Raw genomic sequence first — 24,997 nt, forward strand, 5'->3', positions numbered from 1 at the left:
GACCCCTTCGGATCGGACGCAGCCCGCCGCCCCAACCCGTGCGCGGGTTGGGGCGGTCCGCGCCGCCCGCTGTCACGGGGTGCGCTGCGGCCCCTGGGTGGACGCGCTGCCCGCGGTGACGAGGACGGGGCCGGCGGCGGTCCGCGGCGCCGGGGCCCCGGCGCCAGGACGGCCGGGCGCGGCGGGCGCGGCCGGGCGCAGGAGGACGGCGCAGGCGAGGGCCGCCAGCAGGGCGAGCGAGGCCGACACGACCAGGCAGAGCTGGAGGCCGTCGAGGAAGGAGCCGCTGAGCGCGCTCAGGGCCGGCCTGGTGGCGGGGCCGAGGTCGAGCCCGGCGACGGCGCCGAGGCCCTGTTCCCGGGCGACGGCGAGGACGTGGCCGCCGGTCTCCGTGGGCACGCCGGCGTCGGCGAGCCGGCCGGGCAGGGCGTCGAGGGCGCGGGTGGTGAGCAGGGTGCCGAGGACGGCGGGGCCGAGGGCGCCGCCGAGCTGGCGGAAGGCGTTGTTGCCCGCCGCGGCCATGCCGGCCAGGTGGTGCGGTACGGAGGAGACGGCGGAGGCCGTCATCGGGGTGAGGACGGCGCCGATGCCGAGGCCGAGCAGGACCAGGCGCCAGGCGAGCGACCCGTACGAGGTGGCCGCGTCGACGCCGGTCAGCGACAGCAGCGAGCCCGCCATCACCACCAGACCGGTGGTGATCATGACCCGGGGGGACACCCGGTGCATCAGCCGTCCGACGGGGATGCCCGCGACCAGGGACGTCCCGGACACCAGGACCATCCGCAGTCCGGCCTCCCACGTGCTCAGGTGCTGCACCAGGCCGAAGTACAGGCTCAGGACGAAGAAGAAGCCGATCAGCCCCAGGAAGCTGATCATGGCGACCAGTGACGTGGCGGCGAAGGCGGGGCTGCGGAACAGGGCCAGGTCGAGCATCGGGCTGTCGCTGCGGCGCTCCACGAGGACGAACGCGACGGCGCTCACGGCGCCGATCACCAGGGCCGCCACCACGGAGGGCGTGCCGAAGCCGTCGGCGCCGCCCTCGATCACGCCGTAGACGACGGCGGTGACCGTGACGGCCGCGCTGATCTGCCCGGGCCAGTCGAGCCGCCGGCCGTGCGGCGCCCGGGAGTCGGGCAGCAGGAAGGCCGCGACGACCAGTACGACCAGGGACACCGGGATCGGCAGGAGGAAGATCCAGCGCACCGCGACGTGCTGCTGCAGCAGCCCGGCGATCAGCGGTCCCATGGCCAGCGAGGCCAGCATGGACATCGCCCACAGGCCGATGAACCTCCCGCGCTCCCGATGGTCGGGGACGGCGTGGCTGATCAGGGCCAGCGTGGTGGGCAGCAGGGCCGCCGCACCCAGTCCGGAGGCCGCCTGCCCGACCCACAGCGACTGCACCGAGTCCGCGGTCAGCGAGACGGCCGCGCCCAGGGCGCAGAAGGCCATGCCCGCCTGGAACACCCGCTTGCGGCCGTGGACGTCGCCCCACACCCCGGTGGTCAGGATCAGCGCGGCCATCGGCAGCACGAACGCGTCCGAGACCCAGGACAGTTGGGAGGTCGAGGCGCCCAGCACCCGCTGGAGCGCCGGCAGGCTCACGGACACGGTGGTCACGGGGAGGTAGGCGACGAAGACGCCCAGGCAGGCCATGACGAGCGTGACGCCTCGTCCGGCCACGGGGCGCTGCACCGTTGCGGAGTTCACGGGGTGGTTCCTTCGACTGCGGGATGCCGCGCGGGCACCGGTTGCTGGGGGCACCGCAAAGCTTCGGCCCCACGGGCGGAGAATCCCCAAGCGATCCCGGCAGACGTACCGGAACCTCCGTTCCGGCCCGCTCCTGTGTCAGGATTCCTCCGTGCCTGACGATCTGGACCGCAAAATCATCCACGGGCTCTACAGTGCCCCCCGGGTCTCCTTCCGCCGCCTCGGCGAGGTCGTGGGGGTGTCCGAACAGACCGTGGCCCGCCGCTACAACGCGCTGCGGCGCGGCGGGATCCTGCGCGTCATCGGGCAGCGGAGCCCGTCCGCCCACGGGCAGGCGGAGTGGGTCGCGCGGCTGCGCTGCCGCCCGGAGGCCGTGGGGCCCGTCGCCGACTCCCTCGCCCGCAGGCCCGAGGTCGGCTACGCCAGCATCGCCTCCGGCGGGTCGGAGATCATCTGCACCATCCGCTCGGCCGCCGGCACCGGGCGCGACGACGTCCTGCTGCGGCAGCTCCCGCGCGCCGCCTCGGTCCTCGACATGAGCGTCGACCTCCTCCTGCACGCGTTCGGCGCCCCGGACGCGGTCGGCTGGGCCGGCGGGGAGCGCTCCCTGACCGACGAGCAGGTGCGGCTGCTGACGGCGGAGCGCCCCGTGGCCGCCGGGCCGCCGCTCGCCCCGGCCGACGAGGACCTCCCGCTCTTCGAGGCCCTGGCGGAGGACGGCCGCGCCTCCCACACCCGCCTGGCGGAGGTCACCGGCTGGTCCACGCCCCGGGTCGCCCGCCGGCTGGAGGCCCTGGAGGCCTCCGGCTCCCTCGCCTACGGCATCGACATCCTGCCGGAGCGCCTCGGCTACGAGCTCAACGCCGTCCTCTGGCTCCAGGTCGACCTGCCCGGACTCGACCGGATCGGCGAGGAGCTCGGCCGGCACGAGGAATGCGCCTTCGTCGCGGCGACCAGTGGCAGGCACAACCTCATGGCCGTCGTCATCTGCCGGGACACCCCCGACTTCTACCGCTACCTCAGCGGCCGCCTGGCCCGCATCGAGGGCATCAGGGGCTACGAGATCAGCATCCGCGTCCGCCGCCTCAAGCAGTCCGTGTCCCTGATCCACCACGGACGGCTGATCCACCCCCCGCTGGGCTGACGCGGGCGCACCGGAGAACGGGCCCGGACGCCTCGCGCGCCCGGACCCGCCCGAAGGCCACCCGTCAGTGCGCGGCTGCCTCCCAGTTCGGGCCGACACCGACCGAGACGTCCAGCGGGGCGCGCAGCGGGTAGGCGCCCGCCATCTGCTCGCGGACGACGGCCTCGACCCGCTCGCGCTCGCCGGGGGCCAGCTCCAGCACGATTTCGTCGTGCACCTGGAGCAGCATCCGGGAGGTGAGGCCGGCCGCGCGCAGCGCCTCGTCGACCCGGAGCATGGCGATCTTGACGATGTCGGCGGCCGAGCCCTGGATGGGGGCGTTGAGGGCCATCCGCTCGGCCATCTCGCGGCGCTGGCGGTTGTCGCTGTTGAGGTCCGGCAGGTAGCGGCGGCGGCCGAGGAGGGTCTCGGTGTAGCCGGTGGCCCGGGCCTCGTCGACGACCCGGCGCAGGTAGTCCCGGACGCCGCCGAAGCGCTCGAAGTAGGTGTCCATCAGGCCCTGGGCCTCGGTCGGCTTGATGCCGAGCTGCTGCGAGAGCCCGTACGCGGACAGCCCGTACGCCAGGCCGTAGGACATCGCCTTGATCTTGCGGCGCATCTCGGCGTCCACCGCGGCGCCCGGCACCTCGAAGACCTGGGAGGCGACGGTGGTGTGCAGGTCCTCGCCGGAGGCGAAGGCCTCCAGCAGCGCCTCGTCCTCGGACAGGTGCGCCATGATCCGCAGTTCGATCTGCGAGTAGTCGGCGGTGAGCAGCGACTCGTAGCCCTCGCCGACGATGAAGGCGCGGCGGATCGCCCGGCCCTCCTCGGTGCGGACCGGGATGTTCTGCAGGTTCGGGTCCTGCGAGGAGAGCCGGCCGGTGGCGGCGACCATCTGGTTGAAGGTGGTGTGGATCCGGCCCTTGGGCGAGACGGTCTTGAGCAGGCCCTCGACGGTGGTGCGCAGCTTGGCCTGGTCGCGGTGGCGCAGCAGGATGACCGGCAGTTCGTTGTCGGTCTGGGTGGCCAGCCAGGTGAGCGCGTCGGCGTCGGTGGTGTAGCCGGTCTTGATCTTCTTGGTCTTGGGGAGCGCGAGCTCGCCGAAGAGGATCTCCTGGAGCTGCTTGGGCGAGCCGAGATTGAACTCGCGGCCGGCGGCGGCGTGCGCCTCCTCCACCACGCGCTGGATCTCGGCGGCGAACTGCGCCTCCAGCCGGGTGAGCCAGTCGCGGTCGGCGGCGATGCCGTAGCGCTCCATGCGGGCGAGCAGGGCGGCGATGGGCAGTTCCATGTCGCGCGTCAGCTCGACGGCGCCGACCTCGGCGAGGCGGGTGTCGAAGAGCGCGGCGAGGTCGAGCACGGCGCGGGCCTGGAGCATCAGCGACCGGGCGGCGGCCGTCTCGTCCTCCTCCGGCGCGTCGAAGGAGAGTTGGCCGCTCTCGGTGGCGGGGGCCGGGGTGAGCGAGCGGCCCAGGTACTCCTCGGCGAGCACCTCCAGGGTGAAGGTGCGGCGGCCGGGCTTGATCAGGTAGGCGGCGAGCGCGGTGTCGGCGACGACGCCGTCGATCGTCCAGCCGCGCTCGGCGAAGGCGCGCATGACGTGCTTGGCGATGTGCAGGGCCTTGGGGGCGGCGGCGTCGGCGAGCCAGCCGGCGAAGGCCCGCTCGTCCTCCTCGGCGAGCAGCGCCGGGTCGAACCAGGCGGCCGTCTCCCCCGCGGCGAGGGCGACTTCGGTGACCTCGCCGGTGCCGAGCGCCCACTGGTAGACGGCGGCGAGGGCGACGGTGGTCTTGCCGTCGGAGGCGTGCTCGGCCAGCCAGGCGGCCAGGGTGCCCGGGTCGGTGAGGAGTTCGCCGTCCACCTCGATGCCGGGGGCGAGCTCGGCCTCGGCGGTGTCCGATCCGGTGGACGGGTCGATGCCGAAGACGCGGTCGCGGAAGTTGGCGTTGCGGAACTCCAGCGACTCCATCAGGGTGCCGACGGCGTCCTTGTCGAACGGCTTGCGGTCCAGGTCGGTGACGCCGAGCGGGAGTTCGACGTCGCGGACCAGCTCGGTGAGCACCCGGTTGCGCTTGACCGAGTCGAGGTGGTCGCGCAGCTTCTCGCCGATCTTGCCCTTGACCTCGTCGGCGCGGGCGACGAGTTCGTCGAAGGAGCCGAACTGGTTGACCCACTTGGCGGCCGTCTTCTCGCCGACGCCGGGGATGCCGGGCAGGTTGTCGGACGGGTCGCCGCGCAGGGCGGCGAGGTCCGGGTACTGGCGCGGGGTGACGCCGTACTTCTCGGCGACCTTCTCCGGGGTGTAACGGGTGAGCTCGGAGACGCCCTTGGTCGGGTAGAGCACGGTGACGTGGTCGGTGACCAGCTGGAGCGAGTCGCGGTCGCCGGTGACGATGTCGACGTCGTAGCCGGCCGCCTCGGCGGCGGTGGCCAGGGTGGCGATGATGTCGTCGGCCTCGAAGCCCTCGGCCGTCAGCCGGGGGACGTGCATGGCGTCGAGCAGTTCGCCGATCAGGCCGACCTGGCTCTTGAACTCGTCCGGCGTCTTGGCGCGGTTGGCCTTGTAGTCGGGGAACTCGACGGAGCGGAACGTCTGCCGGGAGAGGTCGAAGGCGACGGCGAGGTGGGTGGGCTGCTCGTCCCGGACGGTGTTGGCGAGCATCGAGGCGAAGCCGTAGACCGCGTTGGTGGGCTGGCCGGTGGAGGTGTTGAAGTTCTCCACGGGCAGGGCGTAGAAGGCCCGGTAGGCCATCGAGTGCCCGTCGAGCAGCATCAGCCGGGGCCGCGGGCCGGCCCCGCCGCCACCCGTCGCGCCCTTGTCCGTACTCTGCGTAGCCACGTCAACGTCCGTTCCTGCCGATTCCACTACCGGCCACCGATCCTATGGCCCGGCACCGACAAAAAGGACGCCGCGCCGGTCCGGCCACCGCTGCTACCTATGAGTAGGACGGTCGTACGATCACAGGCGGCACACCCCCGAGCGGCAGGAGTTCCCCCATGACCGACGCGGTCCCCGACACCGTCCCCGACACCGCCCCCGAGACCGTCCCCGACACCGCCCCCGACAGCGCGCACGACGGCACGCCCGTCCTGAACGTCCCGCAGGACGTGCTGGACCACTTCGCCAAGCTCGGCGTGAACGCGCAGACCTTCTCCGGCGGCCACCTCGGCGAGAAGCTCGGCATCCGGATCGTCGAGGCCTCCGGCGACCGCGTGGTCGGCACCATGCCGGTGGAGGGCAACCAGCAGCCGTACGGGCTGCTGCACGGCGGCGCGTCGGCGGCGCTGGCCGAGACGCTGGGCTCGATCGGGGCGATGCTGCACGCCGGTCCCGGCCGCTACGCGGTCGGCGTGGACCTCAACGCCACCCACCACCGCTCGGCCACCTCCGGGCTGGTGACCGGGGTGGCGACGGCCGTGTTCAAGGGCCGCACCGCCGCCACCTACGAGATCGCGATCACCGACGACACCGGCCGGCGGATCACCAGCTGCCGGCTGACCTGCATGCTGCGCGACCTCTGACCGAACTCCGAGGCGTGACAACGTCCGCACAGCGGACCGGAGTTCACTCCGGACAACATCAAGTCCCTTTTCCGCCCCCTTGTTTGACCTTCCGCCACCTTGGGCAGGCGTTGGTCTGGACAAGGGGGCGTTCACATGTCCGGGCGCGGTCGGCACACATCCCGCGCTCATAACGCTGCGTAACAAGTAGGAAATCCGATCAATTGCCGGTCCCGAGGCCTTCAGGCGCCCCGGGACCACTCGGCCGCGCCCCCGTTGTCCGTAATGCGGACGCTCAAGGTCGGAAGCAGGGCATCGGACACGAGCGTCCGATAATCGGCACTGCCAGCTGCAACCCCCATTTCTGGGCCTTACATCGCCCTACCAGCGCGTAAACGCCCGCCATCTCGGGATCGATCGAACCGGAACGACCACATGGTGAGACAAATACTCCGTGTGCTCATAACAAGAGAATCACAGCCTGCGCCCAGTACTGCCCGAGTCGCCCAAGGGCATCTAGAGTCACGGCCAGTCACCGCGCCATTCGATTGGGCCAGGCCCTCCGCGCACTCCGGCTCCCGCCACTCCGGCGCGGGCGCCTCCTGAACCGAAGGGGACCCTCGTGCGTCACCGTTCAGCAGTTGTCGTGAGCATTGCCGTTATCGGTGCCCTCAGCCTCAGCGCCTGCGGCTCCCGCGGAGAGAAGAAGGCCGACGGCGGCAACTCCAACTCCGGCTCCACCACCGTCGTCATCGGCGTCGACTCCCCGCTCACCGGCGACCTCTCCGCCCTCGGCCTCGGCATCCGCAACTCCGCCGACCTCGCGATCAAGAAGGCCAACGAGACCAACGAGGTCCCCGGCGTCAAGTTCGAGATCAAGGCCCTCGACGACACCGGCAAGCCCGCCCCCGGCCAGCAGAACGCCACCCAGCTGGTCGGCGACCCCAAGGTCCTCGGCGTCGTCGGCCCGCTCAACTCCAGTGTGTCGCAGTCGATGCAGCAGATCTTCGACGACGCCAGCCTGGTCCAGGTCTCCCCCGCCAACACCGGCGTCGCCCTCAGCCAGGGCGAGAAGTGGGCCAGCGGCGAGAAGAAGCGCCCGTTCACGTCCTACTTCCGCACCGCCACCACCGACGCCGTCCAGGGCCCGTTCGCCGCCCAGTTCCTCTACAACGACGCCAAGAAGACCAAGGTCTTCCTGATCGACGACCAGAAGACCTACGGCGCGGGCCTGGCCGGCACCTTCAAGGGCGAGTTCACCAAGCTCGGCGGCCAGCTCGTCGGCGAGGAGCACGTCAACCCCGACGACCGCGACTTCGCCGCCATCGTCACCAAGGTCAAGAGCTCCGGAGCCGAAGCCGTCTACTACGGCGGCGAGTACCCCGCGGCCGGCCCGCTCTCCCTCCAGCTCAAGGAGGCCAACGTCAACATCCCGCTGATGGGCGGCGACGGCATCCAGAGCGGCGACTTCATCAAGCTCAACCCCAAGAGCCAGGGCGACTACGCCACCGCCGTCGGCCTGCCGGTCGAGAGCCTGGACACCGCCAAGAAGTTCATCGCCGACTACAAGGCGGCCGGCTACAAGGACGCCTACGAGACCTACGGCGGCTACTCGTACGACAGCGCCTGGGCCATCATCCAGGGCGTCAAGCAGGCCGTGAAGGACAACAACGGCAAGGTCCCCGACCGCAAGGCCGTCCGCGACGCCGTCCAGAAGGTCAGCTTCGCCGGCGTGACCGGCACCGTCTCCTTCGACGAGTTCGGCGACACCACCAACAAGCAGCTCACCGTCTACACCGTCAAGGACGGCAAGTGGGCCGTGGAGAAGTCCGGCACCTTCAAGGGCTGATCCAGGGCCGGTTCAGGGACTGGCCGAAGAACCGCCCTACTGACTGACGCCCAGTCACCACCGGTACCGCCGACGCCACTTCACCACCACCACGCGCGGGGGCGCCACGAGTGCCCCCGCGCGCACCCACATCCACCACCCACGCGGACACCCCGAACGCACTACGGAGGCCCAGCGGTGCACGACCTACCGCAGCAGCTGGCCAACGGCCTGATCCTCGGAGCCCTCTACGGGCTCGTCGCGATCGGCTACACGATGGTCTACGGCATCGTCCAGCTCATCAACTTCGCCCACGGCGAGATCGTCATGGTCGGCGGCTTCGGCGCCCTGACCGCCTACCTCGCCCTCCCCGGCGGCACCACCCTGTGGCTGGCCCTGCCGCTCATGCTGATCGCCGGCATCCTGGTCTCCACCCTCACCGCCGTCGCCGCCGAGCGCTTCGCCTACCGCCCGCTGCGCAACGCCCCACGGCTCGCCCCGCTGATCACCGCGATCGGGCTGTCCATCCTGCTCCAGCAGCTCGTCTTCTCCTTCTACCCGGACGCCAAGAAGGCCCGGGTCTTCCCCAAGATCCCCGGCGACCCGTTCAGCCTCGGCTCCGTCACCATCCAGCGCAGCGACCTCTTCCTGATCATCGCCGCCCCGCTGTGCATGCTCGCCCTCGGCTGGTTCGTCACCCGCACCCGCTCCGGGCGCGCCATGCAGGCCACCAGCCAGGACCCGGACACCGCCAAGCTGATGGGCATCGACACCGACCGCATCATCGTCATGGCCTTCGCCATCGGCGCCGCGTTCGCCGCCGTCGCCGCCGTCGCCTACGGGCTGCGCAGCGGCCAGGTCGACTTCCGGATGGGCTTCATCCTCGGCCTCAAGGCCTTCACCGCCGCCGTCCTCGGCGGCATCGGCAACATCTACGGCGCCATGCTCGGCGGCCTCGCCCTCGGCCTCGCCGAAGCCCTCGCCACCGGCTACATTCAGCACCTGCCCGGCATGCACCTCTTCGGGGGCGGCGCCTGGAAGGACGTCTGGGCCTTCGTTCTCCTCATCCTCGTCCTCCTGATCCGGCCCCAGGGCCTGCTCGGCGAGCGCGTCGCGGACAGGGCGTGACCACCATGACCACCACCCACACCGAGACGACCCCGGTCATCCCGCTGCCGGCCCGCGCCGCCGCCGCCGTCACCGGACTCGGCGCCCTCGCCACCGCCGCCTCCGCCGCCATGTCCTGGACCTGGACCTCCGACTTCCCCGGCGACCTCACCTACTACGGCTCCCCGGCCGGCCTCCAGTGGCTCGCCCTCGCCGCCGGCCTGCTCACCCTGGTCCTGCTGCTCGCCGCCCAGGGCGTCCCCGGCCTGCGCTGGGCCGCCCCCACCCGCAGCAACAACGCCGTCCTGTACGCCGCCACCGGCGCCCTCACCGTCGCCGTCTACGCGGTCGCCGCCATCTCCTCCGAGCTCGGCGGCACCACCAACCTCGAACCCGGCGGCTGGGTGCTCGCCGCGGGCGGCCTGCTCGCCGTCCTCGGCGCCCTCGGCCTGCCCCTCGACCGCCGCACCGCCGTACCGCTGCGGATCCTCGACAGGCGCCTCTTCCTGCTCGTCCCGGTCGCCCCCGCCGCCTGGTTCGGCGCCCACGCCATCCCCGGCGACAAGCCGGTGGCCCCGGTCATGACCGCCCTGTCCGGCGGCCTCGCCATCGCGGCCGGCGTCGTCCTGCTGCTCCAGCTCGGCCACCTCGCCAACAGCGGGCTGCGGCTGGGCCGGATCGACCGCCCGCTGGCCGCGCCGCGGGCCCTCCCCTCCTGGGTCGAGGTGCTGCTGATCGTCCTCGCCTTCGGGACCGGACTGTTCGCGATCACCTTCGGCATCGACACCGAGTACGGCGAACTCTTCACCGGCTACCTGCTGTTCGTCGCCCTCGCCGTCCCCGCCCTGACCAGGTCCGGCCTGCTCGCCCGGCTGCGCGCGCTGACCGTCAAGCACCGCCCGGTCACCACCGGCGCCGCCTTCGCCGCCGCCGCCGGCTTCCCGTTCACCCAGACCAGCGACCAGTACACCTCGGTCGCCACCAACATCCTGATCTTCGCCACCGTCGCCCTCGGCCTCAACATCGTCGTCGGCCTGGCCGGCCTGCTCGACCTCGGGTACGTCGCCTTCCTCGGCGTCGGCGCCTACGCCGCCGCCTTGGTCTCCGGCTCCCCCGCCTCGCCCATCCACGTCCAGTTCCCGTTCTGGGCCGCGATGCTCACCGGCGCCGTCGTCTCGATGGTCTTCGGCGTCCTGATCGGCGCCCCCACCCTGCGGCTGCGCGGCGACTACCTCGCCATCGTCACCCTCGGGTTCGGCGAGATCTTCCGCATCACCATGCTCAACCTCAACGGCACCACCGGCCCCAAGGTCACCAACGGCTCCAACGGCATCCCGCGCATCCCGGACCTGCAGATCCTCGGCTTCGACCTCGGCAAACCGCACACCGTGGCCGGCGTCGAACTCGGCCGCTTCTCCAACTACTACCTGCTGATGCTGCTGGTCACCGCCCTGGTCGTGCTGGTCTTCGCCCGGGTCGGCAACTCCCGCATCGGCCGCGCCTGGGTCGCCATCCGCGAGGACGAGACCGCCGCCGAGGCCATGGGCATCAACGGCTTCCGGCTCAAGCTGCTCGCCTTCGCCCTCGGCGCCCTGCTGGCCGGCCTGGCCGGCACCGTCCAGGCCCACGTCAGCTACACCGTCACCCCCGACCAGTACACCTTCGCCGAGGCCCTCCCGCCGAACTCCGCCTTCCTGCTCGCCGCCGTCATCCTCGGCGGCATGGGCACCATCAGCGGCCCGCTGGCCGGCGCCACCCTGCTCTTCCTCATCCCGAAGAAGCTCGAGTTCCTCGCCGACTACCAGCTCCTCGCCTTCGGCGCCGCCCTCATCGTCCTGATGCGGGTCCGCCCCGAGGGCCTCATCCCCAACCGGCGCCGCCAGCTGGAGTTCCACGAGGCCGCCGTCCCGGCCCAGGCCTCCGGCGAGCCGACCGCACTCACCAAGTCAGGGGCGTGACCGACCCGATGACCACCACCACCGCCGCACCCCTGCTCGAAGTCACCGGCGTCACCATGCGCTTCGGCGGCCTCACCGCGGTCAACGACGTCTCCCTGACCGTCGGCGAGGGCGAGATCATCGGTCTGATCGGCCCCAACGGCGCCGGCAAGACCACCTTCTTCAACTGCCTCACCGGCCTGTACGTGCCTACCGAGGGCGCCGTCCGCTACCGCGACACCCTGCTGCCGCCCAAGCCCCACCTCGTCACCCAGGCCGGCATCGCCCGCACCTTCCAGAACATCCGGCTGTTCGCCAACATGACCGTCCTGGAGAACGTCCTGGTCGGCCGGCACACCCGCACCAAGGAGGGCATCTTCTCCGCCATCCTGCGCGGCCCCGGCTACCACCGCGCCGAGGCCGAGAGCCGCGAGAAGGCCATGGAACTCCTGATGTTCACCGGCCTCGCCGAGAAGGCCGACCACCTCGCCCGCAACCTCCCGTACGGCGAGCAGCGCAAGCTGGAGATCGCCCGCGCCCTCGCCTCCGAACCCGGCCTGCTGCTGCTCGACGAACCCACCGCCGGCATGAACCCCCAGGAGACCCGGGCCGCCGAGGAACTCGTCTTCGCGATCCGCGACAAGGGGATCTCCGTCCTCGTCATCGAGCACGACATGCGCTTCATCTTCAACCTCTGCGACCGCACCGCGGTGCTCGTCCAGGGCCAGAAGATCGTCGAGGGCGACCGCGAGACCGTCCAGAACGACGAACGCGTCATCACCGCCTACCTGGGCGCCCCGCTCGAAGGCACCACCCCCGCCGTTACGGAGTCCGACCAGTGACCGCACTTCTCGAGGTCGAGGACCTCCGCGTCGCCTACGGCAAGATCGAAGCCGTCAAGGGCATCAGCTTCACCGTCGAACAGGGCGAGGTCACCACCCTCATCGGCACCAACGGCGCCGGCAAGACCACCACCCTGCGCACCCTGTCCGGCCTGCTCAAGCCCACCGCCGGACGGATCACCTTCGACGGCCAGGACCTCTCGGCCGTCCCCGCCCACAGGATCGTCGCCCTCGGCCTCGCCCACTCCCCCGAGGGACGGCACATCTTCCCCCGGATGACCATCGAGGAGAACCTCCTCCTCGGCGCCTTCCTGCGCACCGACGCGGCCGGCATCACCGCGGACGTCGAACGGGCCTACACCCTGTTCCCGATCCTCGGCGAACGCCGCCGCCAGGCCGCCGGCACGCTCTCCGGCGGCGAGCAGCAGATGCTCGCGATGGGGCGGGCCCTGATGTCCCGGCCCAAGCTGCTCATGCTGGACGAGCCCTCCATGGGGCTCTCCCCGCTGATGATGCAGAAGATCATGTCCACCATCGTGGAACTGAAGTCCTCCGGTACGACCATCCTCCTGGTCGAGCAGAACGCCCAGGCGGCCCTCTCCCTCTCCGACCGCGGCTACGTCATGGAGACCGGCCGCATCGTCCTCTCCGGGACGGGCGCCGACCTCCTGCACGACGAGTCCGTCCGCAAGGCCTACCTCGGCGAGGACTGAGCCCCTGCACGCGAAAGGGCCCGGCAGAAACGTTCTTCTGCCGGGCCCTTCCCGCACGCCTACTCGGGCTTGGCCTCTTCCGCCTTCTTGCGGTCCTGGGCCTCGCCCTCCTCGATGACCGCCTCGGCCACCGCCGCCATCGTCATCCGACGGTCCATCGACGTCTTCTGGATCCACCGGAAGGCCGCCGGCTCGTTCAGCCCGAACTTGGTCTGCAGCACGCCCTTCGCCCGGTCCACCAGCTTCCGGGTCTCCAACCGCTGGCTGAGATCCCCGATCTCCTTCTCCAGCGCCCGCATCTCGGCGTACCGGGACACCGCCATCTCGATCGCCGGCACCAGGTCCGACTTCGAGAACGGCTTGACGATGTACGCCATCGCCCCCGCGTCCCGCGCCCGGTCCACCAGCTCCCGCTGCGAGAACGCCGTCAGCATCAGCACCGGCGCCAGGTGCTTGTCGTGGATCTGCTCGGCCGCGGACAACCCGTCCAGCACCGGCATCTTCACGTCGAAGATCGCCAGATCCGGCTTCAGCTCCTCCACGAGGCGCACCGCCGTCTCCCCGTCGCCGGCCTCACCGACGACGGTGTACCCCTCCTCCTCCAGCATCTCCTTCAGATCGAGACGGATCAGCGCCTCGTCCTCGGCGATCACGATCCGGGTGATCTGGGGCGTATCGGTCTCAAGCGGCTGCGCCTGCTCGTCGGCGGTGCTCACGGGGCTCCTAGTTCCGGCGGGGTACTGCATGCACGAGGGTACCTAGACACGGTATGTTTAGGGCATTCAGGGTCGGGGGCAACCTTCGATTCTGCGGTTGGCCCCGATAGCCCAGCGGTAGAGGCAGTGGTCTCAAACACCATCCAGCGTGGGTTCGAATCCCACTCGGGGTACCTCTCCTTCATTTCGAAGGATCGTCGACATGGCATGCCTTCACCAACTGTGGATGAAGAGCAGCTGATGTGACTCAGCTCGCCTTGTCCAACGGCTCCAGCTCGACAGTGAGCCTCATGCCGAGTGCTTCGGCGAACCTCTCCAGGACCACGATCGTGGGCATCGTCCCACCCGCCTCGAAGCGGGCCACGGCCGGCTGCTGCATGCCGAGGGCCGCCGCCAACTGAACCTGCGTCATTCCGAGGGCCTCGCGGCGCAGGCGGACGGCCTCACCGAGCTCGAAGCGGATCCGGGCAGCCTCGTACGCGGCACCGGCTCCGGGACGGTTCATGATCTCCTCGCGCATGGCCCGCCAGGACGTGCGTTCGCTCATCCCACCCACTCCTCGTCCTCGTCCACGGTGTGCTGCTCGACGACGCACCGACGCATCGCCCGCCTCGCCCGCTCGACCTCGCCGACCTCCCGCATACGCGTCTTGCGGAACACCGTCAGCAGGATGATCCTCCTACCGGTTGCGATCCAGTAGGTGATGCGCATCTCCAGTTCGTTCAAATGGAAGCGCAGTTCCCTCAGCTTTCCGTCCAACTGCCGGGTGTGCGGCTCTCCGAGCAGCGGCCCGCGGACGGCGAGCAGTTCGATGTAGAAGGCGACCGTTTCCTGGTCGTCCTGGCCCATCCCGAGGATCCAGTCCCGGACCTCCGGTTCGAGTTCCACCTCTCCCCAAGTCATAACACGAATGTTATGGACGCACCAGGCGCCTCCCCCGCCGTTCCGACGGCGGGCGGGCGACGTCCCGTCGAATGGGGGACGCCGCCCGCGGACAGCCGTACGAGGATCGCTCAGGCGTCCAACGTCCCCACGTGGTGGACGCGGACGAGGTTGGTGGAGCCGGCCAGGCCGGGGGGTGAGCCGGCGGTGATGACGACGATGTCGCCCTTCTGGCAGCGGCCGAGGGAGAGGAGGGCCGCGTCGACCTGTTCGACCATCTGGTCGGTGGTCGGGGCGAACGGGCCGAGGAAGGTCTCCACGCCCCAGGTGAGGGCGAGTTGGCTGCGTACGGCCGGTTCGTAGGTGAAGGCGAGGACGGGGATGGGCGAGCGGTAGCGGGTGAGCCGGCGGGCGGTGTCGCCGGACTGGGTGAAGGCGATCAGGTACTTGGCGTGCAGGAAGTCGCCGATCTCGGCGGCCGCGCGGGCGACGGCGCCGCCCTGGGTGCGCGGCTTGTTGCCGGTGGTGAGCGGCGGGAGGCCGGCGGCCAGGATGTCGTTCTCGGCGGCCTCGACGATCCGGGCCATGGTCTTGACCGTCTCGACGGGGTACTTGCCGACGGAGGTCTCGCCGGAGAGCATCACCGCGTCCGTCCCGTCGAGGACGGCGTTGGCGACGTCGGAGGCCTCGGCGCGGGTCGGCCGGGAGGTGTTGATCATCGAGTCGAGCATCTGGGTCGCGACGATGACCGGCTTGGCGTTGCGGCGGGCGAGCTTGATGGCGCGCTTCTGGACCAGCGGGACCTGTTCGAGGGGCATCTCCACGCCCAGGTCGCCGCGGGCCACCATGATCCCGTCGAAGGCGTCGACGACGGACTCCAGGTTGTCCACCGCCTGCGGCTTCTCGATCTTGGCGATGACCGGGACGTGCCGCCCCTCCTCCGCCATGATCCGGTGGACGTCCTCGATGTCCCGTCCGCTGCGGACGAACGAGAGCGCGATGAGGTCGGCCCCGGTCCGCAGTGCCCACCGCAGGTCGGCGACGTCCTTGTCGCTGAGTGCGGGGACGGAGACGGAGACGCCGGGGAGGTTGAGGCCCTTGTGGTCGGAGACCAGGCCGCCCTCGATGACGAGGCACCGTACGTGCGGCCCGTCGACGGCGACGACCTCCAGGGTGACCCGGCCGTCGTCGACCAGGATGCGCTCCCCGCGGCCGACGTCCCCGGCGAGCCCGGAGTAGGTGGTTCCGCAGCGGTCCTTGTCCCCCACGACGTCCTTGTCGGTGGAGATGGTGAACTCGTCGCCGCGTTCGAGAAGTACCGGCCCGTGGGCGAAGGTGTCGAGCCGGATCTTCGGGCCTTGAAGGTCGACGAGGACGCCGACGCTGCGGCCGGTCTCGTCGGCGGCCTTGCGGACGCGGCGGTAGCGTTCCTCGTGCTCGGCGTGCAGGCCGTGGCTGAGGTTCAGTCGGGCGATGTCCATCCCGGCGTCGACCAGGGATTTGATCTGGTCGTACGAGTCGGTGGCGGGCCCGAGGGTACAGACGATTTTTGCTCGGCGCATAGTGCTGAGACTAGGCATTACCGACGCGTAACCTCGACGCGGGTCCGGACTGCGGGATGACCGTTGCCGTAAGGGTAGTTGAACAATCTGACACATCCTCGGACCGCTGTGCGAGCGCCCCGCTCGACGCCGATCCCGCACGCCTCCCGCGCCGCCCCCGCGCCGCCCTTCGTCGGGATGCCGCCGCGATGCCGATGCGATTCCGTGAAGGCCTGTTCACCCCTGGTTCATCGCCGCTTCCGCCCCCGCTCCCCGCTCGGCGGGACGCTCGTCACCCCCGGGTCGCGGCCCGGGCGTCCGGGCCACCACCCGGACGAAGGAGCGGGCGAGGGGGAGGCGTTCGGTATGCGACGCGCACTGGGGGTGGTCGCGGCCCTGGTCCTGCTGGGCGGGGTCGGCTACGCGCTGATCGACCACAACGGACCGGACACCAAGACGGTCACCGTCACCGGCCTGATCGGCTCGGAGAAGCGCGCCTTCTTCGAGAACGACGAGGTCAAGGCCGAGTTGGCGAAGCAGGGCCTGCTGGTCCGGGCGGACTCGACCGGCTCCTGGACGATGAGCGACCAGGCGGCCAAGACCCCGGGGCTGGACTTCGCCTTCCCGGCGAGCGCGGCACCGGCCCGGGAGATCCAGCGCATCTGGAAGCTGCAGGACTCCCCGCTGGTGCCGTTCTACTCGCCGCTGGTGATCGTGGCCCACCCGTCGGTGGCCGAGGTCCTGCAGAACAACAAGCTGGCCGAGCTGGACCCCGTCAGCGGCGTCTGGACCTTCCGGATGGACGAGTACGTCAACGCCCTGAAGGGCGGCCGCAGATGGGAGGGCCTGTCCGGCGCCGACAAGCACCCCGAGCTGTCCGGCCAGCTCTTCGTGACCACCACCGACCCGGAAAGTTCGTCCTCCGGCGCGATGTACCTCGCGCTGCTCTCCTACGTCGCCAACAACCACCAGGTGGTGTCGGACGACGCCGGCGTCGCCGCCGTCAAGGACGTCCTGCACACCGCGAACGCGCTGCAGGGCATCCAGAAGAGCAGCAGCGACGAGCCGTTCCGGGACTTCGGCGCGGGGATCGGCAACCCGCTGATCTTCGCGTACGAGTCGCAGGCCGCCACCCTGGCGCTGCAGAACAAGCCGACCGGGGACATGGTGGTGCTGTACCCGGACACCACGGTCTACTCGGACCACACCCTCGTGGCCCACACCGACAGCGGCCGCAAGCTCGCCGACGTCCTCCAGAACGACGAGGTGCTGCGCAACCTGGAGGCCCGGTTCGGCCTGCGGCCGCAGGCCAAGCCGGAGGCCTTCGCGAACCTGATGCGGGAGAAGAAACCGACCTTCGCACCCGATCTGACCGCCGCCAGGATCAAGCAGGCGACCCTGCCCTCGCTGGACAACCTGCAGAAGCTGACCGCCGCGGCGAAGGGGACCAAGTGACCAACCCGACGAAACGCCGCGGCTGGCTCACGGCCGCGCTGGCCGCCGTGCTCGCCGCGGCCACCGCCTGCACCTCCACCGGCGGCGGCGACCCCGCCCCGAAGCCCACCGACCCGCCCGCCGAGACGGCCCGCCCCGGGGTGCTGCGCGTCCTGGCCGGCAGTGAACTCCAGGACCTGGCACCGGTCCTGGAGGACGCCCGGAAGGCCACCGGGGTGACGGTGCAGTTCTCCTGGACGGGCACCCTGGACGGCGCGGACACCGTCGCCTCGGGCCGGGCCGACGGCAAGTACGACGCCGTGTGGTTCCCGTCCAACCAGTACCTGCGGCTCGATCCGGCCGGGAAGTCCAAGCTGGTCTCGGAGACCCCGGTGATGGTGTCGCCGGTGGCGATCGGCGTGCGCTCCTCGGCGCTCGGCGAACTCGGCTGGGGCGACGGCTCGAAGGTCACCTGGGCGCAGGTCGGCGCCGCGGCCTCGGCCGGCAAGCTGCCGTACGGGATGGCCGACCCGTCCCGCTCCAACTCGGGCTTCTCCACCCTCGTCGCGGTGGCCTCGGCCTTCTCCGGCGCGGGCGCGGCGCTGACCGACGCGGACGTGCAGAAGGCCGCCCCGCAGCTGAAGGAGTTCTTCAAGGGCCAGAAGCTGACCTCGGGTTCGTCCGGCTGGCTGGCGCAGGCGTACACCCGGGCCGAGTCGGGCGTGGTGGGCGCGCTGGTGAACTACGAGTCGGTGCTGCTGTCGCTGAACCGGACGCTGTCGCCGCAGCAGCAGCTGACCGTGGTGCGGCCGGTGGACGGCGTGGTGTCGGCGGACTACCCGCTCTCGCTGATGTCCTCCGCCGCGCAGGAGCAGCGCGACTCCTTCCAGCGGCTGACCGCGTACCTGCTCAAGGAGGACGTGCAGAAGCGCATCTCCGAGCTGACGCTGCGCCGCCCGGTGACGGCGGGCGCGGCCCCGGCCGCCGGGCTGCCCGCGGACCGCCGCCGGGAGCTGCCGTTCCCGGGCACCAGGGCGGTCGCGGACGGCCTGCTGGCCTCGTACCAGAACGAGCTGCGCCGCCCGTCCCGGACGGTGTACGTGCTGGACACCTCGGGCTCGATGGAGGGCTCGCGGATCGCCGCGCTGAAGAGCGCGCTGGGCCGGCTGACCGGGTCGGACGACACCCGCGGGGTGCGCCGCTTCCGGGACCGCGAGGAGATCACGCTGCTCTCCTTCGCCTCCGCGGTGAAGTGGACCAGGACCCACGTGGTGCCGGCCACCGGCGGGACTCCGGGCCCGGAGGCGGAGCTGGCCTCGATCGACGCGGACGTGCAGTCGCTGGCCGCCTCCGGCGGGACGGCGGTGTACTCCTCGCTGGAGGAGGCGTACCGGGTGATCGAGCGCCAGCAGGCCGCGGCCGGCGACGACCGGTTCACCTCGATCGTGCTGATGACCGACGGGGAGAGCAACGCCGGTGCGACGGACGGCGACTTCAAGCGCTTCCACGACGCGCTGCCGGCCGGGGAGAAGGCGATCCCGGTGTTCCCGATCAGGTTCGGGGAGGCGGCGGTGAACCAGCTCCAGGGGATCGCGGACCTGAGCGGCGGCAAGCTGTTCGACGGGACGGGCTCACTGGACGGGGTGTTCGAGGAGATCCGTGGCTACCAGTAACGGGTTCGGCCCCCGGGCGCTGCGCTACCTGGAGTCGGCCCGCAACCTGGTCGGCTGCGCGGGCGGCGCGGTCGGCCTGGGGCTGCACTTCGCCGGGCTGGGCGGGGTCTGGTGGCCGGGGGTCGTGGCGGGGCTGTACGGGGTGGGCGCGCTGCTGACGCCCGCCCCGAAGCCCCGGCCGCCGCTCCCGCCGCGGCCGGAGCCGCAGCCGCTGCCGCCCGAGGTCTCCGCTCCTCCGGCCCCCAAGCCGGAGCCGGTCCCCGTACCGGAGCCCGCCCCCGCGCCCGACCCGGAGCTGGTGGCGCTGGCCGCCTACCTGGACACCGTGCCGCTGCCGCCCTCCGCCGGGGTGGACGGCCTGCTGGCGGCGCTGCGCGCGGCCGGCCCGGGCCCGGTGGCGGAGCGGATCGTCCGGCACCGGCTGCCGGTCGCGGTGGCCGGCTACCTGCGGGCGCGGACCTGGCAGCCCTGGGCGGGGCCGGACGATCCGGACCCGGCGGTCCAGCTGGGCCGCGAGGTCGACCGGTTGGCGGGCGAGCTGGCCTGACCCGGCATCGGCCGGCCCGCGCCGGCCACCCCGCACCTCCGTACCACCCCGCACCTCCGTACCACTCCGCACCTCCGTACCACCCCACGTCTCCCCCACGCCCGTCACGAACGAGTCGCCAAGATCTCACCTCCTGGACAGGTCAGGGGGCTATTCAGCACCCCGGCTCGCACGGCACACTTCTACGCGCGTCCCTCTACGCGCGTCGACGCGTGCACGCACACTTTTGTTCACGAACACCAGTTGACGGTCCATCCGCCGTCGTCCCACTCGGGAGAGTCGTCCATGACCCTGAACCGCCGTGACTTCGTCACCCGGTCCGCCGCCACCGCCGCCGGCGCAGCCCTGGCCGGCGGTGCCGCCCTGGCCGCCGCCCCCTCCGCCGCGGCCGCCCAGCCGGACGCGGCGGCCGCCAAGGGCCAGCAGCGCAAGCCGCGCACGCAGGCCTTCACCGTCATGGGCACCACCGACCTGCACGGCCGGGTGCTCAACTGGGACTACTTCACCGACGCCGAGTACACCGACAAGGCCCACAACGCGGTCGGCCTCGCCAAGATCTCCACGCTGGCCAACCAGGTGCGCGAGGAGAAGGGCTGGGACCGCTGCCTGCTCATCGACTCCGGCGACACCATCCAGGGCACCCAGCTGTCCTACTACTACGCCCGGATCGAGTCGATCGACACCGAGGCCAACACCGTGCCGGACCACCCGATGGCCGTCGCCATGAACCTCATGGAGTACGACGCCGCCGCGCTCGGCAACCACGAGTTCAACTACGGCATCCCGCTCCTGAAGGCCTACGAGGAGCAGCTGGAGTTCCCGCTGCTGGGCGCCAACGCGCTGAACGCGAAGAACGAGAAGCCGGCCTTCAAGCCGTACGTGATCAAGGAGCTGCGCCTGGGCGGCGGCCGTCCGGTGCGGGTCGGCATCCTCGGCCTGACCAACCCGGGCATCGCGATCTGGGACAAGGCCAACGTCAGCGGCAAGATGGTCTTCCCGGGCATCGTGGAGACCGCCGCCACCTGGGTGCCGAAGATGAAGGCCGCGGGCGCGGACGTCATCGTGGTCTCGGCGCACTCCGGCTGCGACGAGGCGACCACCTGGGGCGACCAGCTGCCGTGGGCCGAGAACGTCTCGGTCGCGCTGGCGGAGACCGTCCCGGACATCGACGCGGTGCTGGTGGGCCACGCCCACAAGGAGGTCCCGCAGCGCCTGGTCGTCAACAAGAAGACCGGCCGCACGGTCGTCCTCTCCGAGCCGCTCTGCTACGGCCAGCGGCTGACCTGCTTCGACTTCGAGGTCGAGTTCACCGGCGGCGCCTGGAAGGTCGCCTCGGTCTCCTCCCGGCTGCTGAACTCCAACACCGTGCCGGAGAACCCGGAGATCACCGAGGCGATCGCCGGGCAGCACAAGAAGGTCGTCGCGTACGTCAACCAGAACATCGGCACCAGCAAGATCGCGCTGTCGATCGCCGACGCCCCCTTCAAGGCCACCCCGATCATCGACCTGATCGGCCGGGTCCAGGCCGACGCCGTCAAGGCCGCGCTGGCGGGCGGGCAGTACGCCAACCTCCCGGTGCTGGCCCAGGCCGCCCCGTTCAACCGCACCGCCCTGATCCCGTCCGGCCAGGTGAAGCTGCGCGACGCCGCGGGCCTCTACATCTACGAGAACACCCTGGAGGCCCGCATCCTGACGGGCGCCCAGCTCAAGGACTACCTGGAGTACTCGGTCAAGTACTACAACCAGCTCGCCCCGGGCGCCCCGGTCGACAAGGACAAGCTGACCGGCGCCGAGGCCACCCCGGACTACAACTACGACTCGCTCTACGGCCTGAGCTACGACATCGACATCGCCCAGCCGAAGGGCTCGCGGATCGTCAACCTGTCCTTCCAGGGCAAGCCGATCGACCCGGCCGCGGAGTTCGTCCTGGCCGTCAACAACTACCGTGCCAACGGCGGCGGCAACTTCCCGCACGTCGCCAAGGCCAAGATGGTCTGGTCGAACTCCGACGAGATCCGCAACACCATGATCGCCTGGGTGAAGGCCAAGGGCGTCATCGACCCCGCCGACTTCTTCACCGACTCCTGGCGCCTGGTCCGCGCCGGCCAGCCGGTCTTCTGATCCGCACTCCCCGAGCGAAAGGCCGTCGCCCCGTCCGGCGACGGCCTTTCGGCCTGTCCGGTGGAAGAATGGCGCCATGAGCGAGTTCCAGATCCCCGAGCGCCACGCGAGGCTGCTGGCCTACGCGGAGAGCCTGACGCCTCCGGCCGGGTGGAAGATCGAGATCTCCGGCGACGAGATCATCATGACGGCCGGCCCCTCGGTGATCCACCAGCGCAACCTGCTGCTCGTCCGCGAGCAGTTCGACGCCCACCGCCCCGCCGAAACGATGCCGAGCGAGAACACCGACCTCGCCTCCCCGAACGTCGGCAAGCTCCGCAACCCCGACCTGACCTACATCCCCCTCTCGGCGCTGGAGGAGGGCGGCAACCAGGTCCCCGCCGAGCAGGCGGCCATCGCGGTGGAGATCGTCTCCCCGTCGAACCCGGAGAACGACCTGGTCGGCAAGGTCCGCGACTACCCACTGATGGCCATCCCGCTGTACCTGCTGATCGACCCGCGCGAGGGCGACCTGACGCTCTACGCCGAGCCGTCCGACAGCGGCTACCGCTGGCGCTGGAACGGCAAGTTCGGCGACCCGGTCCCGCTCCCGGCCCCCTTCGGCTTCGAGCTCGCCACCGACGCCCTGCTCCGCTACCCCGCCTGACGCCACGGGCCTCCCGGCGGCAGCCGCCGGGAGGCCCTCGCGTCCGAACCGCGGGTCAGAAGGGGAAGACCGCGCGCTCGTGCTGGACGGATATCCACTTCAGGGTGGTGAAGGCGTCCACCGTGGACTCGCCGTTGAGGCGGCCGACGCCGGAGTTCTTCTCGCCGCCGAAGGGCACGCCCGGCTCGTCGGCGATGGTGCCGCCGTTGACGTGGATCATGCCGGTCTCGATCCGCTGGGCGAGCTTCACGCCGCGCTCGGTGTTCCCGGTGTGCACCGCGCCGCTGAGTCCGAAGGGCGTGGCGTTGGCGAGCCGGACGGCCTCGTCCTCGCCGTCGAAGGGCACCAGCAGGACGACCGGGCCGAAGAGTTCGGTCCGCAGGATCGGCGCGTCCTCGGCCAGGCCGGTGAGGACCACCGGCTCCATCAGGCTGCCGACCGTGTCGCCGCGCAGCAGCGCGGTGGCGCCGGCCGCGACGGCCTGGTCGACCTGGGCGCGCAGGCCGTCGGCCTGGACGGGGTTGATCAGCGGGCCGATGTGGGTGGCCGGGTCCCGCGGGTCGCCGACGGTGAGCGAGGCGACCTTGGCGACGAACTTCTCGGTGAACTCGGCCTCGACGGACCGGTCCACCAGCACCCGGTTGGCGGCCATGCAGACCTGTCCCTGGTGGACGAAGCGGCTGAACACCGCGGCGTCGACGGCGTGGTCCACGTCGGCGTCGTCCAGCACGATCAGCGCGCTGTTGCCGCCGAGTTCCAGGACGGTGCGCTTGAAGTGCCCGGCGGCGACGGTGGCGACGTGCCGGCCGACCTTGTCGGAGCCGGTGAAGGAGATCACCTTGGGCACCGGGTGCTCCAGGAAGCTGTCGCCGATCTCGGCGATGTCGGTGATCACCACGTTCAGCAGGCCGGGCGGGAGCCCCGCGTCCTCGAAGAGCTTGGCGATCAGCCCGCCGCCGACCACCGGGGTCTCCTGGTGCGGCTTGAGGACGACGCCGTTGCCGAGCGCGAGCGCCGGGGCGACGGCCTTGAGCGCCAGGAACAGCGGGAAGTTGAACGGGCTGATCACGCCGACCACGCCGACCGGCAGCCGGTAGAGGCGGTTCTCCCGGCCCTGGGCGGGCGAGGTCAGCAGCCGGCCCTCGGGGGCCACCGACAGGTGCAGGCACTCCCGCAGCACGTCCTTGACCAGCGACAGTTCGAAGCCCGCCTTCAGCGCGGTGCCGCCGAGTTCCGCCATGACCGCCTGGACGATCTCCGGCTCGCGCTCCTCCAGCAGCCGCAGCGCGCGCTCGAAGACCAGCCGCCGCTGGTAGGGGTTGGTGGCGGCCCACTGCTTCTGGGCGCGCTCGGCGGCGCGGTAGGCCAGGTCGACCTCGGCGACGGTGGCGACGGTGATGGTGGCGAGCTTGTCACCGGTGTAGGGGTCGACGTCGACGATGTCCCAGGAGCCGCTGCCGCTGCGCCACTCACCATCGATGTACTGCAGGGCCAACTCGGAGAAGTACGACATCTGATCCCTCTCATGCACCCGACCTGATGGGGAATCATCGTACTGACGTATTACAGTTCCTGGCGCACGGAATGCAGCAGGTCGCGGGTCAGTGCCGGGCTCAGGCTGTCGGCGACCAGGTCGTCCATCGCGTGCCGGTACTCGGCCACCTCGGCGGGCTTGTCCAGGTAGAGCGCGGTGGTGAACTGCTCCAGGTACACCACGTCCGACAGTTCGGCCTCGGCGAAGCCCAGGACGGTGAACGCGCCGCTCTCGGCGCTCAGCCCGGCGTTGCCCAGCGGCAGCACCTGGAGCCGGACATTGGGCAGTTCGCTCAGCTCCAGCAGCCGGTCCAGCTGGCCGCGCATCAGCTCCGCGCCGCCCCAGGGCCGGCGCAGCGCGGCCTCGTCCAGTACCGCGACCAGCCGCGGCGCCCGCTCGCCGGTCAGCACCGCCTGCCGCTTGAGCCGTACGTCGACCCGGCGCTCGATCTCCTCCGGCCCGGTGGTGTGGCAGCCGGCGGTGACCACGGCCCGGGCGTAGTCGGCGGTCTGGAGCAGCCCGTGGACGAACTGGACCTCGTAGCTGCGGATCTCGGCCGCGGCCTCCTCCAGTCCCAGGTAGTTCTGGAACCAGCCGGGCAGGACGTCCCCGTACTCGTGCCACCAGGAGCTGGCGTTGGCGTCGCGCAGCAGTCCGAGGACGGTGGCCCGCTCCTGTTCGACCTCGACCCCGTACAGGGTGAGCAGGTCGGCGACGTCCCGTTCCTTGAAGCCGACCCGGCCGAGCTCCATCCGGCTGATCTTGGACTCGGAGGCCCGGATCGAGTACCCGGCCTCCTCCCGGCTGACGCCTCTGGCCTCGCGGAGCTTGCGCAGCTGGGTACCGAGCAGCAGGCGCCGTACCGTGGCGCCCCCGCCTGCCTGAGTCGTGCCCATCGACGTCATCCTCCGCGCTCGCCCAGCCCCCCGGCCGTCGGCCGCAGTCTGCCACCTGGCACCGACGAACAACAGCCCACTGTCCCGGAACCCGCCGGGCGCCGAACAACTCCGGCCGTTTGTCCGAGAGTTGCCGCGGCCCGGGGAGGGGTCAGGGGCCGCCGCGGGGGTACGCGACGGCGCCCGCCCTCCAACTGGTCGGGGAAGAGGGCAGGCGCCAGGAGACCGCGTTGGCCCGGCGACTCTGAC

20 protein-coding genes and 1 tRNA gene are annotated in these 24,997 nt (G+C 71.1%); 13 read left to right on the plus strand and 8 right to left on the minus strand.

Going from position 1 to position 24,997, the window contains the following annotated elements; all coding sequences use genetic code 11:
* Positions 1 to 72: 72 nt before the first annotated feature.
* Positions 73 to 1,653: an MFS transporter gene (locus tag ACFCY1_RS08100; RefSeq protein WP_375874010.1), complete on the minus strand. Its 1,581-nt coding sequence runs from the start codon at positions 1,651 to 1,653 to the stop codon at positions 73 to 75.
* A 205-nt stretch (positions 1,654 to 1,858) separates the two neighbouring features.
* Between ACFCY1_RS08100 and ACFCY1_RS08105 the strand changes: the two genes are divergently transcribed.
* Positions 1,859 to 2,851, plus strand: a complete 993-nt coding sequence (locus ACFCY1_RS08105) for an Lrp/AsnC family transcriptional regulator (RefSeq protein WP_049651562.1) — start codon at positions 1,859 to 1,861, stop codon at positions 2,849 to 2,851.
* Positions 2,852 to 2,915: 64 nt separating this feature from the next.
* Here ACFCY1_RS08105 and polA read toward each other — a convergent pair whose 3' ends face one another.
* Positions 2,916 to 5,603, minus strand: a complete 2,688-nt coding sequence (gene polA, locus ACFCY1_RS08110; protein WP_375874011.1) for a DNA polymerase I — start codon at positions 5,601 to 5,603, stop codon at positions 2,916 to 2,918.
* Positions 5,604 to 5,827: 224 nt separating this feature from the next.
* Between polA and ACFCY1_RS08115 the strand changes: the two genes are divergently transcribed.
* The 6 genes from ACFCY1_RS08115 (at position 5,828) to ACFCY1_RS08140 (ending at position 12,758) form a co-directional block, all read left to right on the plus strand.
* Positions 5,828 to 6,352: a PaaI family thioesterase gene (locus ACFCY1_RS08115; protein ID WP_375873961.1), complete on the plus strand. Its 525-nt coding sequence runs from the start codon at positions 5,828 to 5,830 to the stop codon at positions 6,350 to 6,352.
* Positions 6,353 to 6,953: 601 nt separating this feature from the next.
* On the plus strand, positions 6,954 to 8,180 hold the full coding sequence (locus tag ACFCY1_RS08120; protein ID WP_049651560.1) for a branched-chain amino acid ABC transporter substrate-binding protein: 1,227 nt from the start codon (positions 6,954 to 6,956) through the stop codon (positions 8,178 to 8,180).
* Positions 8,181 to 8,357: 177 nt separating this feature from the next.
* Positions 8,358 to 9,287, plus strand: coding sequence for a branched-chain amino acid ABC transporter permease (locus ACFCY1_RS08125; protein ID WP_049651559.1), 930 nt, complete (start codon positions 8,358 to 8,360; stop codon positions 9,285 to 9,287).
* Positions 9,288 to 9,292: 5 nt separating this feature from the next.
* The gene (locus ACFCY1_RS08130; RefSeq protein ID WP_375874012.1) at positions 9,293 to 11,224 is read left to right on the plus strand and encodes a branched-chain amino acid ABC transporter permease; all 1,932 of its coding nucleotides are present in this window, start codon (positions 9,293 to 9,295) and stop codon (positions 11,222 to 11,224) included.
* A gap of 8 nt (positions 11,225 to 11,232) precedes the next feature.
* Positions 11,233 to 12,045 (plus strand): ABC transporter ATP-binding protein, encoded by an 813-nt coding sequence (locus ACFCY1_RS08135; RefSeq protein ID WP_049651563.1) that lies wholly within the window; start codon positions 11,233 to 11,235, stop codon positions 12,043 to 12,045.
* Positions 12,042 to 12,758, plus strand: a complete 717-nt coding sequence (locus ACFCY1_RS08140; protein ID WP_049651557.1) for an ABC transporter ATP-binding protein — start codon at positions 12,042 to 12,044, stop codon at positions 12,756 to 12,758. Before ACFCY1_RS08135 ends, ACFCY1_RS08140 begins: the two co-directional genes overlap by 4 nt.
* Before the next feature lie 59 nt (positions 12,759 to 12,817).
* Here the strand turns inward: ACFCY1_RS08140 and ACFCY1_RS08145 are convergent, their stop codons facing one another.
* Positions 12,818 to 13,474, minus strand: a complete 657-nt coding sequence (locus tag ACFCY1_RS08145; RefSeq protein ID WP_049651556.1) for an ANTAR domain-containing response regulator — start codon at positions 13,472 to 13,474, stop codon at positions 12,818 to 12,820.
* 100 nt (positions 13,475 to 13,574) lie between these two features.
* Between ACFCY1_RS08145 and ACFCY1_RS08150 the strand changes: the two genes are divergently transcribed.
* Positions 13,575 to 13,647, plus strand: a tRNA-Leu gene (locus tag ACFCY1_RS08150).
* A 74-nt stretch (positions 13,648 to 13,721) separates the two neighbouring features.
* On the opposite strand, the gene ACFCY1_RS08155 is transcribed toward ACFCY1_RS08150, so the two are convergent.
* From ACFCY1_RS08155 to pyk, 3 genes are all read right to left on the minus strand, one after another.
* A complete protein-coding gene (locus tag ACFCY1_RS08155) occupies positions 13,722 to 14,021 on the minus strand; it encodes a helix-turn-helix domain-containing protein (protein ID WP_375873962.1) in 300 nt (99 codons plus the stop codon).
* A complete protein-coding gene (locus ACFCY1_RS08160) occupies positions 14,018 to 14,377 on the minus strand; it encodes a type II toxin-antitoxin system RelE/ParE family toxin (RefSeq protein WP_117487393.1) in 360 nt (119 codons plus the stop codon). The genes ACFCY1_RS08155 and ACFCY1_RS08160 overlap by 4 nt, the downstream gene beginning before the upstream one ends.
* Positions 14,378 to 14,487: 110 nt before the next feature.
* Positions 14,488 to 15,918, minus strand: a complete 1,431-nt coding sequence (gene pyk / locus ACFCY1_RS08165; RefSeq protein WP_049651553.1) for a pyruvate kinase — start codon at positions 15,916 to 15,918, stop codon at positions 14,488 to 14,490.
* Between the two features lie 345 nt (positions 15,919 to 16,263).
* Here pyk and ACFCY1_RS08170 point away from each other — a divergent pair, with 345 nt between their 5' ends.
* The 5 genes from ACFCY1_RS08170 (at position 16,264) to ACFCY1_RS08190 (ending at position 22,318) form a co-directional block, all read left to right on the plus strand.
* Positions 16,264 to 17,352: a substrate-binding domain-containing protein gene (locus tag ACFCY1_RS08170; RefSeq protein ID WP_049651552.1), complete on the plus strand. Its 1,089-nt coding sequence runs from the start codon at positions 16,264 to 16,266 to the stop codon at positions 17,350 to 17,352.
* Positions 17,349 to 19,004, plus strand: coding sequence for a VWA domain-containing protein (locus ACFCY1_RS08175; protein ID WP_375873963.1), 1,656 nt, complete (start codon positions 17,349 to 17,351; stop codon positions 19,002 to 19,004). The genes ACFCY1_RS08170 and ACFCY1_RS08175 overlap by 4 nt, the downstream gene beginning before the upstream one ends.
* Positions 18,991 to 19,551 (plus strand): hypothetical protein, encoded by a 561-nt coding sequence (locus ACFCY1_RS08180; RefSeq protein ID WP_375873964.1) that lies wholly within the window; start codon positions 18,991 to 18,993, stop codon positions 19,549 to 19,551. The genes ACFCY1_RS08175 and ACFCY1_RS08180 overlap by 14 nt, the downstream gene beginning before the upstream one ends.
* A 285-nt stretch (positions 19,552 to 19,836) precedes the next feature.
* Positions 19,837 to 21,672: a bifunctional metallophosphatase/5'-nucleotidase gene (locus tag ACFCY1_RS08185; RefSeq protein ID WP_375873965.1), complete on the plus strand. Its 1,836-nt coding sequence runs from the start codon at positions 19,837 to 19,839 to the stop codon at positions 21,670 to 21,672.
* A gap of 76 nt (positions 21,673 to 21,748) precedes the next feature.
* Positions 21,749 to 22,318, plus strand: a complete 570-nt coding sequence (locus ACFCY1_RS08190; RefSeq protein ID WP_375873966.1) for a Uma2 family endonuclease — start codon at positions 21,749 to 21,751, stop codon at positions 22,316 to 22,318.
* Between the two features lie 55 nt (positions 22,319 to 22,373).
* Here the strand turns inward: ACFCY1_RS08190 and ACFCY1_RS08195 are convergent, their stop codons facing one another.
* Together ACFCY1_RS08195 and ACFCY1_RS08200 are read right to left on the minus strand one after the other, a co-directional pair.
* Positions 22,374 to 23,831 (minus strand): aldehyde dehydrogenase family protein, encoded by a 1,458-nt coding sequence (locus tag ACFCY1_RS08195; protein ID WP_049651207.1) that lies wholly within the window; start codon positions 23,829 to 23,831, stop codon positions 22,374 to 22,376.
* Between the two features lie 50 nt (positions 23,832 to 23,881).
* Positions 23,882 to 24,748: a helix-turn-helix transcriptional regulator gene (locus ACFCY1_RS08200; protein ID WP_074000955.1), complete on the minus strand. Its 867-nt coding sequence runs from the start codon at positions 24,746 to 24,748 to the stop codon at positions 23,882 to 23,884.
* Between the last annotated feature and the right edge of the window lie 249 nt (positions 24,749 to 24,997).

It is taken from the genome of Kitasatospora sp. NPDC056273, from assembly GCF_042268845.1.
Classification (GTDB): domain Bacteria; phylum Actinomycetota; class Actinomycetes; order Streptomycetales; family Streptomycetaceae; genus Kitasatospora.

Coding starts and splice junctions, on each gene's coding strand:
- ACFCY1_RS08100 (WP_375874010.1), bottom strand. CDS start 1,653: ATGGCCTGCCTGGGCGTCTTCGTCGCCTACCTCCCCGTGACCACCGTG.
- polA (WP_375874011.1), bottom strand. CDS start 5,603: ATGCTGCTCGACGGGCACTCGATGGCCTACCGGGCCTTCTACGCCCTG.
- ACFCY1_RS08115 (WP_375873961.1), top strand. CDS start 5,828: ATGACCGACGCGGTCCCCGACACCGTCCCCGACACCGCCCCCGAGACC.
- ACFCY1_RS08130 (WP_375874012.1), top strand. CDS start 9,293: ATGACCACCACCCACACCGAGACGACCCCGGTCATCCCGCTGCCGGCC.
- ACFCY1_RS08135 (WP_049651563.1), top strand. CDS start 11,233: ATGACCACCACCACCGCCGCACCCCTGCTCGAAGTCACCGGCGTCACC.
- ACFCY1_RS08155 (WP_375873962.1), bottom strand. CDS start 14,021: ATGAGCGAACGCACGTCCTGGCGGGCCATGCGCGAGGAGATCATGAAC.
- ACFCY1_RS08160 (WP_117487393.1), bottom strand. CDS start 14,377: ATGACTTGGGGAGAGGTGGAACTCGAACCGGAGGTCCGGGACTGGATC.
- pyk (WP_049651553.1), bottom strand. CDS start 15,918: ATGCGCCGAGCAAAAATCGTCTGTACCCTCGGGCCCGCCACCGACTCG.
- ACFCY1_RS08170 (WP_049651552.1), top strand. CDS start 16,264: ATGCGACGCGCACTGGGGGTGGTCGCGGCCCTGGTCCTGCTGGGCGGG.
- ACFCY1_RS08185 (WP_375873965.1), top strand. CDS start 19,837: ATGACCCTGAACCGCCGTGACTTCGTCACCCGGTCCGCCGCCACCGCC.
- ACFCY1_RS08190 (WP_375873966.1), top strand. CDS start 21,749: ATGAGCGAGTTCCAGATCCCCGAGCGCCACGCGAGGCTGCTGGCCTAC.
- ACFCY1_RS08195 (WP_049651207.1), bottom strand. CDS start 23,831: ATGTCGTACTTCTCCGAGTTGGCCCTGCAGTACATCGATGGTGAGTGG.
- ACFCY1_RS08200 (WP_074000955.1), bottom strand. CDS start 24,748: ATGGGCACGACTCAGGCAGGCGGGGGCGCCACGGTACGGCGCCTGCTG.